This is a genomic window from Roseateles sp. P5_D6, from assembly GCF_054049415.1.
The window spans coordinates 99,111-113,765 of record NZ_JBFUMK010000022.1; the positions used below are offsets into that span (position 1 = coordinate 99,111).

Below are 14,655 nucleotides of genomic sequence, written 5' to 3' on the forward strand. Positions count from 1 at the left end.
TGGTCAGAATCTGGCGGCACCGCAGGGTTCCCATGTGTCGCTCTAAATCAACAAGTGTTGGCGTGCCGTTGAGCAGTGAGAATGTAGGCCCGCGAGGCTCGCCGCGGCCACTGGAGCACCATGCGCAATAGCGTCCGTACAGCTGACTTCACTGCAGGCTTCGGCTTGCTGTTGAAGCAGGGCGAGGAGGTCGTCGGTGTCACCCTGGGGTGGGTTGACCCAGTCACCGGCCACCAGGTCGACCGGCTTGCCCAGATCGATTTCGAGGGCGGCGTGACCTACATGTTGAGCGGCTCGGCGTCGAACAACGAGCAAGGCGCCGCGTTGGCGTGCCAGTTCCTGGTCAATGAATTGAACAGACGCGGCGGCAACTGGGGCGATATAGCGGTACCTGAGGCGACCTCGGACGTCGATGCTTTTGCAGTTGATCGCTCGGCTCGCCATCGCGTGCTAAACATGCAGTGCGTGCGAGCGGTGATTGATCCCAGGTATTGGAGCGAACTCGGCCGGGAAGGGATCGTTACCGTCTCCAAGGGGACTCGTGAGACGGCGGAAATGATGCTGTCCGCGATTGCTCACAAGGCGGCCAAGTTGCCGGTTGCTCAGCGTGCTGAGCTGGTGCTGGTGCTAGATGCGAGCGACACCCCGGTGATGGCGCTGGCACCCGTGGTCGAGTCATTTCGCGAAGAATTTCTGAACGACGCGGCTGGATATGGCTTCAGGGCGGTGTGGGTCGTAGGCCCGCTGGACGATGGGCGCCTCATGGGTCAAATCGCATGAGCGGCAGGCCCCGGTGTTTGCAAGCTAGTGCTGCGGCAGGTCCTGCTCCTGCCCAAGGCCCTGCAGGCCGTGGAATGGAATGGCGATGGTCGCATTCGGCTCGTGCTGAATGAAAGCCTGCCCGCCACGGTGCGTGGGAAGGACATCGTGCTGCAGTACCAACCCGGCGGAACCGGTTCGTCGGCGTGGCGTTGCGAGGCAGGCGCCGTTCCACCACGGTTCCTGCCCGCGATGTGCCGCTAGCCCAAGGCGGCGAGTTCCGCTTCGTCGAAGCCGGCCGCGCGGCGGGCTTCGAGATTGAAGGGCGCGCGCAGCTTGGGCGCCTGATGAAGGGTGGCGAGTTCGGCGTAGGTCGCGATCGGGTCCAGGCCGCGCTGCTCGCACAGAAAGCGGTACCAGCGGTTGCCGGCCAGCACATGGCCGATCTCGTCGTGCAGGATGATGTCGAGGATCTCGCCAGCGCGCTTGTCACCGGCACCGACAAGCTTGCGCTTGACGGCGGGCGAGGCGTCCAGCCCGCGTGCTTCCAGCGTGCGCGGCACGAGGGCAATGCGAGCGAGCAAATCGTGTTTCGTCCGCTCGGCCATGTCCCACAGCGCGTTGTGGGCGTCGAAGTCGCCGTAGTCGAAGCCCAGCGTCAGCAGATGCTCGCGCAGCAGCGTGAAGTGCTTGGCTTCTTCCTGGGCGATGCGCAGCCAGTCGCGGTAGAAGGCCTCGGGCATGCCGGGGAAGCGCCAGCAGATGTCCAGGGCCAGGTCGATGGCATTCAGCTCGATGTGGGCGATGGCGTGCACCAGGGCCGCGATGCCGGCCGGCGTGCGCAGCGACGGACCTTTGAGCGTGATGTGCTCGACCAGGCGCGGGCGTGCGGGCCGCCCCGGAATGCCGCCGGGCTCGGGAATCAGCGCGCCGGTATCGACCGGCAGGGCGGCGTCAAGCGTCAGCGTGGCGGCGGCCTTGGCGGGCGCATCGGCAATCAGGAGGGGGCCGAGCGTGGCCAGGCGGAGGTCGGACATTGCCCGGGATTCTAAAATCCGCCCCTTTTGCGCGTTTTGCGCGAGGCCGCGATGGCGATTTACCAGCTCGACGAGCACCTTCCCGACGTGGCCGACTCCGCCTGGGTGGCCGACAGCGCTGAGGTCATCGGCCGCGTGACGCTGGGCGAAGGCGTCAGCATCTGGTTCAACGCCGTGCTGCGCGGCGACAGCGACACGCTGACGATTGGCGCGGGCAGCAACATCCAGGACGGCTCGGTGCTGCACGCCGACCACGGCTTTCCCCTCGTCATCGGCGAGAACGTGACCGTGGGTCATCAGGTCATGCTGCACGGCTGCACGGTCGGCGACGAAAGCCTCATCGGCATCGGCGCGGTGGTCTTGAATGGCGCGCGCATCGGCCGCAATTGCATCGTCGGCGCCGGCGCGCTGGTGACCGAAGGCAAGGAATTTCCGGACGGCTCGCTGATCGTCGGTGYGCCGGCCAAGGTCGTGCGTGAACTGAGCGAGGCGCAGGTCGCCGGGCTCAAGGCCAGCGCGGCCCATTACGTCAACAACGGTCGCCGTTATGCGGCCGGCCTGAAAAGAATCCGATGAGTGAACTGCACAAATTCCTGTTCGACGGCCTGCCGGTGCGCGGCATGCTGGTGCGGCTGACCGACGCCTGGCGCGAGGTGCTTAGCCGCCGCGAGCCCGGCCAGGAGTACCCGCCCGAACTGCGCGACCTGCTCGGCCAGATGAGCGCCGCGGCCGTGCTGATGCAGGCCAACATCAAGTTCAACGGCGCGCTGGTGCTGCAGATCTTTGGCGACGGCCCGGTCAAGCTCGCCGTGGCCGAGGCTCAACCCGACCTGAGCTTTCGCGCGACGGCCAAGTGCGTCGGCGAACTCGCGCCCGGCGCCGACCTGCCCGCCATGCTCAATGTGCACGGCCAGGGCCGCTGCGCGATCACGCTGGACCCCAAGGACAAGTTCCCCGGCCAGCAGCCCTACCAGGGCGTCGTGCCCCTGCACGGCGACCACCGCGAGCCGCTGTACAAGCTCTCTGAAGTGCTGGAGCACTACATGCTGCAGTCCGAGCAGCTCGACACCCGGCTGGTGCTGGCCGCCAATGGCGACATCGCCGCCGGCCTGTTGATCCAGCGGCTGCCGGTCGAAGGCGAGGGCAACCTCGAAGGAAAACGCAACGAGGATGACATCGGGCTGTCCGAGGGCTTCAACCGCGTCGCCATCCTCGCGGGCACGCTGACCGCCGAAGAGCTGCTGACGCTGGACGCCGACACCATCCTGCGCCGCCTGTTCTGGGAGGAGACGGTGACCCGTTTCGAGCCCCAGGCGCCGCATTTCGCCTGCACTTGCTCGCGGGAGCGTGTGAGCCAGATGCTGCGCGGCCTGGGCCGCGACGAGGCCGACAGCGTGCTGGCCGAGCGCGGCGAGATCGAGATCGGCTGCGACTTTTGCGGCCGGCACTACCGCTTCGACGCGGTGGATGTCGGCGCGCTGTTCACGCCCGCCGGACGCCAGCCGGACGGCGCCGAAGGCACGCTTCAATAGTTCTGAGGTCGTTCAGCGTTTCCATTGCGCAACGGGCCTCATGCCTTCTGAGGATGCCCGGCAGCCTAGTGATTGACGCCACTGCCCCGAGCTGAGACTTTCGCCTTTTGGCCCCTTCTTGAAAGGGCCAGGAGGCGACAGTGGCCGACAAGGGCGGATTTGGCAGCTTCCCGTGGGCAAGTGCCGCGGTGCTGGTGGCCTTCGTGGCCAGCACCCAGCTCGTGCCCCATGCCTTCGAACCGCTGCGGCCCGCCGAGAAGGCCCGCGCCCAGGCGCCGCTGGACCCGGATCTGGACGTCAACGCCCGCCTCTGGGAAGACCCGTTCACTGCGCTGCGCCGCTACGAGACGGAACGGGCGGAGCGCTGCGAGCGCGTGCGCAAGCAAACCTCGCAAACCCTGGACATCGACTGCCGCGACCGCGTGGCCGAGGTGCGTGACCCGCAGCGCATGCTGGCCAAGCTGGACCGCGACCACGACCAGCGCCTGGATGACACGCTGATCATCATGGGCCTGCTGCCCGGCGCCGATTTCGTGGGTGCCGAGGAGGCGCGGCGGCGTGTGCGCTACGCGACGCTGGCCGGCCTGCTGGCCCAGGACTATGTGCCCGACAACGCGGAGCGGCTCAGCCTGCTGGAGTTCAACCTGCTGGAGGCGGCCGCTCCGGCCGAGGCGGCGTCAGTGGCTTCAGCAGCATCGGCGGCCTCCCGGCCCGCTGCCGCCGACAAGCAGGCGCGCGCGGCCAAGGACAACTTCGTCGTGCCCTACGAGCTGCTGTCGGCGCGCTCGGAGCACCGCCGCAAGCCCGACGGCGAGGGCGATGCCAAGGCCGACAAGCCGCGCCGCTATGGCCAGATCGCCTTGCTGTGGGTGGACGAAAATTCCCTGCCCAACCGCAAGCTGGATGCCCTGGCCCGGCTGACCCAGCAGCTGATGGGCAGGCCGGCCCGCGACCTTGCGGCACCGGGTGGATCAGACGGGCAGCGCCTGCCCAGCCTGGCCGTCATCGGCCCTTCGTCGACCGACGCGCTACGCGCCGCACTGATGGACCTGCGCTGCGCGGCCGACCGCAAGAACGCCGCCGCCGATGCCCTCAGCCCTGCGGCCAGCGCGGCGGCCGCACGCTGCAGCTCGGGCGTGGCGGGTGCCGTGCGGGGTCTCGCGCCCGACCTGCAGGAGGGCTACGAGCTGCTGTCGCGTGCCGAGTTCTACAACTCGGCCTCGACGGCGCCCAACAGCATGATCGCGGAGCTCAGCGACCAGAAGCTCGAGTCCTTCGTCACCGACCAGTTCAACCGCATCACCGGCGTCAACCCGGTGCGGCCGGTGCAGATGGTGCGCACCATCGGTACCGACGCCGAGCTCATCAAGCGCATCGTTGCCGAGCTCGGCCTGCGCCTGCCGCATGAGGGCCGGCGCGTCGTCATCGTTGCCGAGCGGGATTCGCTCTATGCCCAGTCCCTGGTCAGCGAGCTGCGCTACCGCCTGCCCGAGGGGCGGCCGCAGAGCCAGCCGCTGAAGATCGAGGTCATCTATTTCTTCCGCGGCATCGACGGCATCACGACGCGCGAGGCCGGCACCGCCGCCGCAGCCGGGCCGGCGGCCAAGAGCGCGCCGCTGGAATGGCCCGAGAGCCGTGACCAGCTCGACTATCTGCGCCGCCTCGGAGCCGGGCTCAAGCGCAGCGAGGCCGACTCAAGCCGCCTGCCCATCGGTGCCATCGGCATCTTTGCCAACGACGTGCACGACAAGCTGCTCGTTCTGCAGGCCCTGCACGAGGATTTCTCCGACCGCATGTTCTTCACGACGGACATGGACGCGCGCTATCTGCACCCCCGCACCCAGGCTTTCACGCGCAACCTGGTTGTTGCCAGCAGCCTGCCCCTGGCCTTCTACCCGCCCGCGGCAGGGGCACCGCACGGCGCCGTCGACCTGCAGGCCGGCACGCCGCCGCTGCGCGACATCTACCAGGCCAGCACCTATGCCGCCGCCCGCCGGGCCGGCTGCCGCAGCGAGAGCTGCAAGCGCGACGAGAGGCTGTCGCTGGAGCCGGCCCTGCAGAAGCCCTCGCTGTACGAGGTGGGCCGTTCCAGCGCAGTGCCGCTGGCTGGCTATGCGCTGGAGGCCCAGCCGACGCCACCGAGCGCGGGGCGCCACGGCCTGGCCGTGCTGATGGTGGTCGTGATGAGTTGCGCGCTGCTTGTCTGGCCGTCCACGCCGGCGATCCGGCAGGCGCGCCGTGTCTTCCTGCGCGAGCCGACGATGGACAACCAGCCGCAGATGGACATGACGTCCATCGTGCTGGTGGCCCTGCATGCCGGCGTGTTCGCCTACGTGCTGGCCAGCCTCATCGAATTCCTGCTGCCCAGCCAGCTCGGTTTCGTTCATGCCCTGCTGCTGGCCAGCCTGGCTGCTTTCGGGGCACTGCTGGCCGTGCTGCCGGCTTTGCTGCTGGCGCGGCGCGAGCAGCCAGCGCCGCCCGACCAGCGCGCTGGCGTCGACCGCCTGCATCTCGTCGTCGTGCTGCTGGTGGTGGGGGTCTGGCTGTGGCTGGCCTGGCCGGCCGGCGGATGGAACCAGGCCGGCGTCTGCGACAGCTGCGAGCCGGTGGCCTGGCTGGAAGGCGTCAGCGCCTGGCCTTCGCATCTCATCCACCTGCTGGCGCTGTTCGCCATCCTGTGGACGCTGGACTGGGCCTGGGCCGACTCGCTCAACCAGCTCCGCCACGACTCCGACTGGCTGCGGCTGCCGCGGCCCGTGCCCAAGCCCGTCGTGCGCAGCGACATGCGCCAGCTGTTGCGCGGCTGGTTCGAGCATGTCAGCGTGTTGTTCTGGAAGCCCGGCGTCGGCTACAGCTGCGACTTTGACGAGCTCTGGCAGGAGTACGGCGAGCGCGGCGAGGCCCGCCCGCGCGCCGCACGCACCCTGGTCTGGTACGGGCTCACGCTGAGCTGCGTCGGGCTGCTCTTCCTGTGCCTGTCCGAAGGGCAGATTCCCGAGGTGCCCGTGCGCGGCGACGAGCACCGCCAGATGGTGAGTGCCACGCTCTACGCCATCCTGCTGCTGCTGCCGCTGCTCATCGTCGCGGTGGCCGACGCGACGGTGCTGCTGGTGCGCTTCGTGCATCACATGAATGCCGGGCGCACTTTCTATCCCGAAAGCACTATCGAGATGTTTGCCAAGTCCCTGGGCGAGGAGCACAGGGCCTTGTGGGCGCAGCGCTTCAGCGCCCGGCCCGAGGACCGCAGCAAGGACGGCGGCGGCTTCGCGGTGCACACGCTGCTCGACGACTGGATCGACATCCAGGTCGTGGCTCGGCGCAGCACGCCGGTGGCCCGCCTCGTCATAGGTCCGTTCGTCGTGCTGGCGTTGCTGGTCGTCGCGCGCAGCCGGCTGTTCGACAACTGGTCGCTAACGCCGGCCATCGCCGTCGGCGTCAGCTTCTACATCGCCGCGCTGATCGGCCTGACGCTGCTGCTCAAGCGTGCCGCCGAGACGACGCGCCGCCGGGCGCTGGCGTCCATGCAGGCCGATCTGCGCTGGCTGGCGGGCAGCGGCAAACCGCTGTCCGACCTCGTCGAGCCCTACAAGCGGCTGATCGCGTCGGTCGAGAACGAGCAGTGCGGTGCGTTCGCCTCCTTCTTCGACCAGCCCCTGCTCAAGGCCATCCTCGTGCCCCTGGGGGGGGCGGGCGGCACGCAGCTGTTCGACTACCTGCTGCTCGGCCGCTAGAACAGCCGCGCTGATGCGATCCGGCAATTTCAAGCCCTAGAACCGCGGGCCGACCGGTCTGCACTTCCCCCCTCCATACGATGGTGTTTGCTGTCAGGGCGACTAGCCTGTTAGAGCGGCCGCCCCGATTCGAGGCCCCCGTCGGGCGCTCCCGGCATCGCCGTTCCATGCCGGTCACTGGAGTGAAGCATGACATCCGATCAACGACTGCTGGCCCTGATCGGCCGCCGACTACCGGCCATCTTCGACGTCATCCCACGCGGGCCCCAGGGCTTGTCCGTGCATGATCGCGTCAGCGCCGTGGCATTGAATCCCCAGCCGCTGCCGCCCGAGCACATTGGCGCGGCGCTGGCGCAGGAGTTCGCCCACATGGCCTGGGTGAGCGACCGACTGGGCCTGAACTGGAAGACCATGGGCCAGGATCTGGACGACTGGTGCCCCACGCAACCGCGCAAGATCAAGTTCCCCGTTGGTTGGCCGCCCGTGCCCGAGCCCGATCCGCATCCGAACTGGCTGGCCGAGCTGCACCTGGGCTTTGCGGCCAAGCTGTCGGCGATCTCCGCCGAAAATGCCGGCACGCCACTGGCCGCCACGCTGGACCGCGCCGTCAATCGATCCGTCGACGCGCTGTCGCAGTTGCAGGCGAAGTGAAGCTCAGCGGGCCGGTGCGCCCACGGCCTGCGCGGCCTGAGCGAGACGGCTCGCTTCGTCGCCGCAGATGTCGACCCAGGGCAGGCCCTGGGTCGACAGTGCTGCGCGCAACCGGCCGTCGAAACGCGACCGCACCTCGGGGCCGTCGCGCTGGATGCCGTCGGCCAGCCAGGGGAGGTCAGGCGCGCACAGCAGCGTCAGCGCGCAGCGGCGCTGGAAGGCCAGCGCGGGGACGAGCAGGCTGTCGTCGCCGAAGTAGTGCTGGCTGCACAGTGCCGTGATCAGCGGCGTGGTGTCGCAGAAGACCAGTTCATGCGCCCGCGCCGCGGCCTCGATGCGCGCGGCCTGCTCGGCAGCGATGTGGGCCTGCTCGTGCTGCAGCGGTGTGCGGCCATGGGCGTCGCACCATTCGCGCAGGTATTCGCTGACGAGCCCGGCATTGAATTGCCGTGCCAATGCCTCGGCCAGCGTGGACTTGCCGGTGCATTCGGCACCCAACAAGGCAATCATCCTTGCCATGAAGGCTCCGCAAATTGTGCGTGGCCAAGTTCGCCGTGTGGTGGCTGGCCAAGCGACTGCCGTGGAACCGGCTTTGCCGGGCCACTGGCAGTGCCCCCTCGAAGGGGGCGCGCGCAGCGCGTAGGGGGTGAGCTCATTTTCTCCAGGCGCGCCAGCCGATCACGCTCATCGGGATGAAGCCCGCGTAGAGGATCACGGTCAACCAGTAGCCCTTGAGGCCAAAGAGCACGACGCTGACCACGTTGACGACGATCCAGGTCGGCCAGTTCTCTTCGTACTTGCGCGCCAGCAGCCATTGGCCAAGCAGGCTGGCGACGGTGGGGAAAGCATCCCAGTAGGGAAGGGGGCTGTCGGTGTTCTTCGCGAGAAAGACGCCGAGCAAGGGCCAGGCGGCCAGCGTCAGCAGCGCGGGCTTGACGAGGCCTTGCAGGCCGAGGCGGCGTACCTTCAGCGCCTCGCCGTCGCGCGTGCGGCCAAAGCGCCATTGCCACCAACCCCACAGCGCCAGTGCGGCGAACACCAGTTGCAGTGCGGCCTCGCCATAGAGCTTGCCGTCCCAGAACAGCGCGAAATACATCAGCGAGCTGATGAGGGCCAGCGGCCAGGCCAGCAGGTGGACGCGCATATTGCACACGACCATCCAGACGGCCAGCACGAAGGCGACCAGCTCCAGCCAGGAGATGGGGCTGCCGAATGCTGAGAAGGCCGGCGCAAGAAGCGCCGCCCAGATGGTGGCGAGCATCAGCGCTTGATGGAAGACGCTGCAGCCGGCGCCAGCGGCACGAAGACTTCGTCGGACTTGATCATGCCCAGCTCGAAGCGGGCCTTCTCCTCGACCATCTCCAGGCCCTCGCGCAGATCACGCAGTTCGGCCTGCAACTGGGCGTTGCGGGCCCGGGCCTTGTCGTTGTCGGCCTGGGCCTGGCTCAGCTCCTCCCGGAGCTGAGCGACGTGCGGAATGCTGCCCCGGCCCACCCAGAGCTGGGCTTGGATGGCGATCAGGAAGATCGCCAGGACCGCGGCAAGCGCCTTCAAGCTTTACTTGAGGTTGTAGAAGGCGGCACGGCCGGGATAGAAGGCGACGTCGCCCAGGTCTTCCTCGATGCGCAGCAGCTGGTTGTACTTGGCCATGCGGTCCGAGCGCGACAGCGAACCGGTCTTGATCTGGCCGGCATTCAGGCCGACGGCGATGTCGGAGATGGTGCTGTCCTCGGTCTCGCCCGAGCGGTGCGAGATGACGGCCGTGTAGCCGGCGCGCTTGGCCATCTCGATGGCGGCGAAGGTCTCGGTCAGCGTGCCGATCTGGTTGATCTTGATCAGGATGGAGTTGGCGATGCCCTTGGAAATGCCTTCCTGCAGGATCTTGGTGTTGGTGACGAACAGGTCGTCGCCAACGATCTGCACGTTCTTGCCCAGGCGGTCCGTCAGGATCTTCCAGCCGTCCCAGTCGCCTTCGGCCATGCCGTCTTCGATGGAGATGATGGGGTACTTGTCGACCCAGGTGGCCAGCATGTCGGTCCATTCCTGCGCGGTCAGCTGGATGCCGCCTTCGCCTTCGAGCACGTACTTGCCGTCCTTGTAGAACTCGCTGGCAGCGCAGTCCAGGGCGATGGCAATCTGGTCGCCGGCGCGGTAGCCGGCCTTGTCGATGGCCTGCAGGATCAGCTGGATGGCTGCTTCATGGCTCTCGACGCTGGGCGCGAAACCGCCTTCATCGCCGACGGCGGTGGAGATGCCCTTGTCGTGCAGGATCTTCTTCAGCGCGTGGAAGACCTCGGCACCCCAGCGCAGCGCTTCACGGAAGCTCGGCGCGCCCACGGGGACAATCATCAGCTCCTGCAGGTCCAGCGAGTTGTTGGCGTGGGCGCCGCCGTTGATGACGTTCATCATCGGCACCGGCAGCTGGCAGCCGTTCATGCCGCCGAAGTAGCGGTACAGCGGCAGGCCGGACTCTTCGGCCGCGGCGCGGGCCACGGCCATTGACACGGCCAGCATGGCGTTGGCGCCCAGGCGGCTCTTGTTCTCGGTGCCGTCCAGGTCGATCAGGGTCTTGTCCAGGAAGGCCTGCTCGGAGGCGTCCAGGCCCAGCACGGCCTCGGAGATTTCGGTGTTGATGTGCTCGACGGCCTTCAGCACGCCCTTGCCCAGGTAACGGCTCTTGTCGCCGTCGCGCAGCTCGATGGCCTCGCGCGAACCGGTGGACGCACCCGACGGCACGGCCGCGCGGCCCATGACGCCGGACTCCAGCAGCACGTCGCATTCGACGGTGGGATTGCCGCGGCTGTCGAGGATTTCTCGACCGACGATGTCAACGATTGCGCTCATGGGGTTGTCTCCAGGAAGTGAAAAATTCGGGCGGGCGCAAGTGTGCCAAGCGGGCGTTACCGTGTCACAACAAGCGGCCGGTGCGTTGGGGCGGGAGTTTAAGTGCTGGGCTGCGTCGGTCCCTGGCGCCATAGCCGCCAGGTGACGGCCGCGAGCAGCACGACGCCCACGCCCAGCACGGCCCACAGCAGCAGGCGGCGCGGGGGTAGAGCGGGTTCCGCGGCTGGCATGGCCTGGGGTGTGAAGGCGCCAAGCTGGGCTCGGCCCAGGCGGGCCTGCTCACGCTGCCAGTCGGGCACCACTTCGGCCAGCGAGTGCGGGCCGGTCTCTGGCGCTGCGGCGCCCACCTGCAGGCTGAAAGGCGGTTCGCCCTGGGCAGCCCACACGAGGCGGGTGACGCGCACGGCCCAGTCCAGGCGCAGGCTGTCGGCGGGCGGCAATGCGGTGCCGCGCGGCGGCAGCAGACGCAACTCGCTGGCACCGATGCCCAGCGGTAACGCAGGGGCGATGTCGGCGGGGGCATCGCCTCGCTCCACGCGGTAGAACACGCTGCGGGCGATGGTCTGCCAGGGCGCTTTCGGGCCCGAGCGCGTCTGCACCTGCACGGGCAGGACCCAGGTGCCCCGCGTGCCGGCCAAGCTCAGGCTCAGCAGGGGCTGTGGGCCGCCCAGCGGGATGACCCAGCCGCCATCGGCATCTTGCGCGGGCAAGGGCGAGCTGCGAACCAGCTGCTGCGGCGCTGCGCCAGCGGGTTGGGCCAGCAGGGTGGCGGCCTCGGGCTGCACGGCGCGCGTGGCGTCGTCCCACACCAGGCGCAGATAGCGTTGCGGACGGCCTGGCAGGGTGACCAGCGGCTGGGCCAGCGGCGCGCCGTCGGTCGTGCGCAGGCCCAGCAACTGACCGGTTCCCAGCACTTGCCAGGCTTGCAGGTCGGGGCTGGTCTCCAGCCGGTAGCCGGCCTGGAAAGCTGCGGCGTCGGTGGGCCAGCGCAGCCGCAGTTGGCGGGGCTCGGCCGGCCATTGGGCCGGCTCGCCCAGGTCCAACAGCCAGCCGGCGGGAAGCCGATGACGTGGTGCCGACGCGGCGACCGGCGCCGGCGGCAGCGCGGCCAGCTTCAGCTCGCGCTCGGGCATGGTCAGCAGGTCGTCCGGCAGCAGCGCGAAGGGCACGCGGCGGCCCTGGGCGTCGAGCAGCTGCCAGTCGCGCAGGTCGCTGCCCAGGCTGTGCTGCCAGGCTTCGGCCGTGGCATCCAGCGTCAGGAAGGGCGCGGGTTGGGTGATCTGCACCGGCGCGCGGTGCGGGCTGGCTGTGGCCGATGTGGCGGCCAGCAGCACCAACAGCTCAAGAAGGCTTTTTCTCATCTTGTGTAGAGCCCGGCAAAGGCGCGATATAGCCGATGACCAGCATCAACACGCCCACGCCGATGAAGGAGACGATGCGCAGCACGGTGCCGCTGCCCTGCAGGTCGAAGATCAGCAGCTTCAGCACGACGGCGCCCAGCAGCACGGCGCCGGCCAGCCAGGGCGCGCGCTGGTGGCGGCGCGTGCCCAGCAGCATCAGCACCAGGGCCAGGGCGCTCCACAGCAGTGCCAGGCCGGTTTGCACGCCGCGGGACTCGAGCCAGCCGTCGACGTGATAGGGCACATCGCCCCAGTGATGGAAGCAGCGGATCAGCATGCCGTTGAGCCAAAGGAAGGCCAGGGCTGCCGGCACAGCCAGCGAGGAAGGCGGCAGCTTGAGCGCGGCAGCAGCCGGGCTGCGCAACCAGGCAACGACGGCCAGCAGCGCCGCGGCGATGCCGAGATCGAGTGGATTCAGCACCGGGATGTAGGGCAGAGGCTGGGCAGTGCCGGGGCTGGCCCAGTTGGCGATCAGCACCCAGGCCGAAAGTGCCAGGCTCAGCACGGCAGCGCCCACCTGGGCATAGGCCGCAGGCGCCAGGCGCAGTGGCCAGGCCTGTTGATCGGCAGGGCGACGCTGCTGGCGCAGCACGGCAGCCAGCAGCAGCGCCGGCACCAGCAGCCAGCCCAGCCAACCCCAGGCGCTGCCGGGGTCGCCGAGGTCGGCCGTCCAGTGGCGGCCTTGCAGAGCGCCGAGCAGCGCAAATGCCAGCAGGCTGCCGGCATGCGTGGCGTTGCGCAGCAGCGCGGGCCAGTGCGACGCCGTGCGTTGCAGCACGAGTGCCTGCGCAACCCAGGCCAGCGGCAGTGCCCACACGCCGCCTGCCGACAGCGGCGCGCCGTGCAGCACCGTGCCCAAGATACCGAGCAGGCCCCAAGCCGGCAGCAGCAGCGCGGTCGGCCACGCGGCCGTGGGCCAGCGCCACAGTGCCTGCAGGCTCAGCAGCACGGCGCTGACGGCGGCGATCAGTGCGACGCAGGCGGCCCACTCATGCGGTGCCGCCACCCACTGGTCAAGGACGATGCCCGCCGCGACGGCGAGCCACACCGTGCCCCAGCCGACCAGAGCGAACGCGACGCCGGCATGCCACGGCCGGCTGTCATCGCGGCCGAGGAATCGGGCAGCGCCCAGCCCTGCCGCGGCGATCAGCAGCGCATTCAGCAACTGCGATGCCGCATGAAGGCCGTCCAGGTCATCGCGAGACATCGACATCACCAGCGTGGCGCCACCCAGCGCCATCAACGCCAGGCCGCTCGCCAGCACGCGCAGGCGTCGCTGGCGCAGGCTCAGCCATACCGCACCGACACCTTCCAGCGCCCAGGCACCGGCGGTGGCCTCGGCGCTGAGCGCGAATGGAATGACCAGCGTGCCGAACACGGCGCCGAGCGCGATGAAAGCCTCGAACACCAGGGCATGCGCCGGGCGGCGCCGCACCCAGGCGGCCAGGCCCGCGTAGGCCGCGCCGATCAGCAGCGCAGCAAAGGCGATGGCCATCGAGTCGGGCTTGAGCAGCGCGTACTGCATCGCCGAAGCAAAGACCGGCACGCCGAACAACAGCGTGGCTTGCAGCCAGACCTCGGGTGCTTGCGCGCGGCGGCCCGGCATCAGCAGCACGGCGGTGAACAGCAGCCAGAAGGCGATCAGGAAGCCCTGGGCGACGGCGTAGTCGGCGGGCGTATAGGCCGTCAGTCCCCAGGCACTCGCGATGAAGGCGGTGAAGCTGAAGGCGATCAGGTTCAGGCGCGGCCAGTGCTTGAACCAGGCGACGAGCGCCACGCCCAGGCCCAGCACGAAGTCATAGCCGAGCAGCATGGCGATGGCGCCGCCGCCGGTGGACAGCAGCAGCGGCGTGGCATAGCCGCCCAGGGCGGCGACGACGGCCAGCGCCTGCGCGTCCTGCTTGACGGCCAGCAGTGCCGCCAGCAGCGAGACGGCCAGCATCAGCGCGAACACGAGTGCGAGCGGCTCCAGGCCGGCCAGCTTCACGGCGGCAAACAGCGTCAGGTAGACAACGGCCACGCCGCCGCCCTGCAGCAGCAGCCCGTAGCCGCGCGAGCGCAGCCTCAAGCGCCAGCCGATGACCAGCAGCGCAGTACCGGTGGCGCCGATGCCGGCCAGGCGCACTTCCAGTGGCACCGTGACGTTCTCTGCCGCGAAACGCGCGAGGAAGACGAGGCCGAGGAAGAGCATCGCCAGCCCGACCTTGACGATGGTGTTGGCCGCAGCGAGGCGCTGGGCCCAGACGGGCATGGGGATGGGACGGCGCGGGACGGGCGCCGAGGCCGGTGGTTGGGGTGCCGGCCTGGGCGGCGGCGGTGCAGCAACCGGCGTCGCGACGGTAGGTGGCAACGGCGCGACAACTGCTTCGGTCCGCTGAGGCACGGCCACAGGGGGCGTTGAAGCGGGTGGTTGAGCGGGCAGCGGCGCCGGCGCCGGTCCGCGGGCTGTGAGTGACCTGCTCCCTCCCCGCCGTACCAATCTAAACGAGAGTGAGTCCGTCCTTTTGGAGAATGACGGACATGAGAACCAGCAAGTACAGCGAGCAGCAGATCATTGGCTTCTTGAACCAGGCCACAGCCGGGATGGGCATCAAGGAGCTGTGCCGCAAGGAAGGCTTCAGCGAGGCCACCTTCTACAAGTGGCGGGCCAAGTACGGCGGCCTGCAGGTCAGCGAGGCCGTGCGGCTGCGTGAGCTCGAGG

At 68.8% G+C, this 14,655-nt stretch carries 14 protein-coding genes; 7 read left to right on the forward strand and 7 right to left on the reverse strand.

The window, feature by feature from the left end:
• The first annotated feature begins 120 nt into the window (after positions 1 to 120).
• Together ACXJKM_RS24395 and ACXJKM_RS24400 are read left to right on the forward strand one after the other, a co-directional pair.
• Positions 121 to 780: a hypothetical protein gene (locus ACXJKM_RS24395; RefSeq protein ID WP_457355841.1), complete on the forward strand. Its 660-nt coding sequence runs from the start codon at positions 121 to 123 to the stop codon at positions 778 to 780.
• A gap of 69 nt (positions 781 to 849) precedes the next feature.
• Positions 850 to 1,023, forward strand: a complete 174-nt coding sequence (locus ACXJKM_RS24400; RefSeq protein ID WP_457355855.1) for a pilin — start codon at positions 850 to 852, stop codon at positions 1,021 to 1,023.
• Here ACXJKM_RS24400 and ACXJKM_RS24405 read toward each other — a convergent pair.
• The gene (locus ACXJKM_RS24405; protein WP_457355843.1) at positions 1,020 to 1,796 is read right to left on the reverse strand and encodes a ferritin-like domain-containing protein; all 777 of its coding nucleotides are present in this window, start codon (positions 1,794 to 1,796) and stop codon (positions 1,020 to 1,022) included. The two genes, ACXJKM_RS24400 and ACXJKM_RS24405, sit on opposite strands and share 4 nt — an antisense overlap.
• A 51-nt stretch (positions 1,797 to 1,847) precedes the next feature.
• On the opposite strand from ACXJKM_RS24405, the gene ACXJKM_RS24410 reads away from it, so the two are divergent.
• The 4 genes from ACXJKM_RS24410 (at position 1,848) to ACXJKM_RS24425 (ending at position 7,710) form a co-directional block, all read left to right on the forward strand.
• A complete protein-coding gene (locus ACXJKM_RS24410) occupies positions 1,848 to 2,372 on the forward strand; it encodes a gamma carbonic anhydrase family protein (protein WP_457355845.1) in 525 nt (174 codons plus the stop codon).
• Positions 2,369 to 3,328, forward strand: coding sequence for an Hsp33 family molecular chaperone HslO (gene hslO, locus ACXJKM_RS24415; RefSeq protein ID WP_457355847.1), 960 nt, complete (start codon positions 2,369 to 2,371; stop codon positions 3,326 to 3,328). The genes ACXJKM_RS24410 and hslO overlap by 4 nt, the downstream gene beginning before the upstream one ends.
• A 140-nt stretch (positions 3,329 to 3,468) precedes the next feature.
• Positions 3,469 to 7,059: a hypothetical protein gene (locus ACXJKM_RS24420; RefSeq protein ID WP_457355848.1), complete on the forward strand. Its 3,591-nt coding sequence runs from the start codon at positions 3,469 to 3,471 to the stop codon at positions 7,057 to 7,059.
• 189 nt (positions 7,060 to 7,248) lie between these two features.
• Positions 7,249 to 7,710, forward strand: coding sequence for a hypothetical protein (locus tag ACXJKM_RS24425; protein ID WP_457324366.1), 462 nt, complete (start codon positions 7,249 to 7,251; stop codon positions 7,708 to 7,710).
• Between the two features lie 3 nt (positions 7,711 to 7,713).
• On the opposite strand, the gene ACXJKM_RS24430 is transcribed toward ACXJKM_RS24425, so the two are convergent.
• From ACXJKM_RS24430 to ACXJKM_RS24455, 6 genes are all read right to left on the reverse strand, one after another.
• Entirely contained in the window at positions 7,714 to 8,229 is a 516-nt protein-coding gene (locus ACXJKM_RS24430; protein WP_457355849.1) for an AAA family ATPase, read from the reverse strand.
• 133 nt (positions 8,230 to 8,362) lie between these two features.
• Positions 8,363 to 8,971 carry a nicotinamide riboside transporter PnuC gene (gene pnuC, locus ACXJKM_RS24435; protein ID WP_457355850.1) on the reverse strand — a complete coding sequence of 203 codons (609 nt, stop codon included), beginning with the start codon at positions 8,969 to 8,971 and terminating at the stop codon, positions 8,363 to 8,365.
• Complete coding sequence (locus tag ACXJKM_RS24440) at positions 8,971 to 9,264, reverse strand: septum formation initiator family protein (RefSeq protein ID WP_056196809.1); 294 nt, start codon at positions 9,262 to 9,264, stop codon at positions 8,971 to 8,973. The genes pnuC and ACXJKM_RS24440 overlap by 1 nt, the downstream gene beginning before the upstream one ends.
• A gap of 3 nt (positions 9,265 to 9,267) precedes the next feature.
• Complete coding sequence (eno, locus tag ACXJKM_RS24445; RefSeq protein ID WP_056196812.1) at positions 9,268 to 10,554, reverse strand: phosphopyruvate hydratase; 1,287 nt, start codon at positions 10,552 to 10,554, stop codon at positions 9,268 to 9,270.
• Between the two features lie 98 nt (positions 10,555 to 10,652).
• A complete protein-coding gene (locus tag ACXJKM_RS24450; RefSeq protein ID WP_457355851.1) occupies positions 10,653 to 11,915 on the reverse strand; it encodes a DUF3999 family protein in 1,263 nt (420 codons plus the stop codon).
• A complete protein-coding gene (locus ACXJKM_RS24455) occupies positions 11,896 to 14,205 on the reverse strand; it encodes a DUF2339 domain-containing protein (protein ID WP_457355852.1) in 2,310 nt (769 codons plus the stop codon). The genes ACXJKM_RS24450 and ACXJKM_RS24455 overlap by 20 nt, the downstream gene beginning before the upstream one ends.
• 269 nt (positions 14,206 to 14,474) lie before the next feature.
• Here ACXJKM_RS24455 and ACXJKM_RS24460 point away from each other — a divergent pair.
• Positions 14,475 to 14,655 (forward strand): transposase (locus ACXJKM_RS24460; protein WP_457354564.1); only part of this gene is annotated, 181 nt, incomplete at its 3' end.

Bases quoted from the DNA above. Each gene is read 5' to 3' on its own strand.
- ACXJKM_RS24395 (WP_457355841.1), top strand. From the start codon at position 121: ATGCGCAATAGCGTCCGTACAGCTGACTTCACTGCAGGCTTCGGCTTG.
- ACXJKM_RS24405 (WP_457355843.1), bottom strand. From the start codon at position 1,796: ATGTCCGACCTCCGCCTGGCCACGCTCGGCCCCCTCCTGATTGCCGAT.
- hslO (WP_457355847.1), top strand. From the start codon at position 2,369: ATGAGTGAACTGCACAAATTCCTGTTCGACGGCCTGCCGGTGCGCGGC.
- ACXJKM_RS24425 (WP_457324366.1), top strand. From the start codon at position 7,249: ATGACATCCGATCAACGACTGCTGGCCCTGATCGGCCGCCGACTACCG.
- ACXJKM_RS24430 (WP_457355849.1), bottom strand. From the start codon at position 8,229: ATGGCAAGGATGATTGCCTTGTTGGGTGCCGAATGCACCGGCAAGTCC.
- pnuC (WP_457355850.1), bottom strand. From the start codon at position 8,971: ATGCTCGCCACCATCTGGGCGGCGCTTCTTGCGCCGGCCTTCTCAGCA.
- eno (WP_056196812.1), bottom strand. From the start codon at position 10,554: ATGAGCGCAATCGTTGACATCGTCGGTCGAGAAATCCTCGACAGCCGC.
- ACXJKM_RS24450 (WP_457355851.1), bottom strand. From the start codon at position 11,915: ATGAGAAAAAGCCTTCTTGAGCTGTTGGTGCTGCTGGCCGCCACATCG.
- ACXJKM_RS24455 (WP_457355852.1), bottom strand. From the start codon at position 14,205: ATGCCCGTCTGGGCCCAGCGCCTCGCTGCGGCCAACACCATCGTCAAG.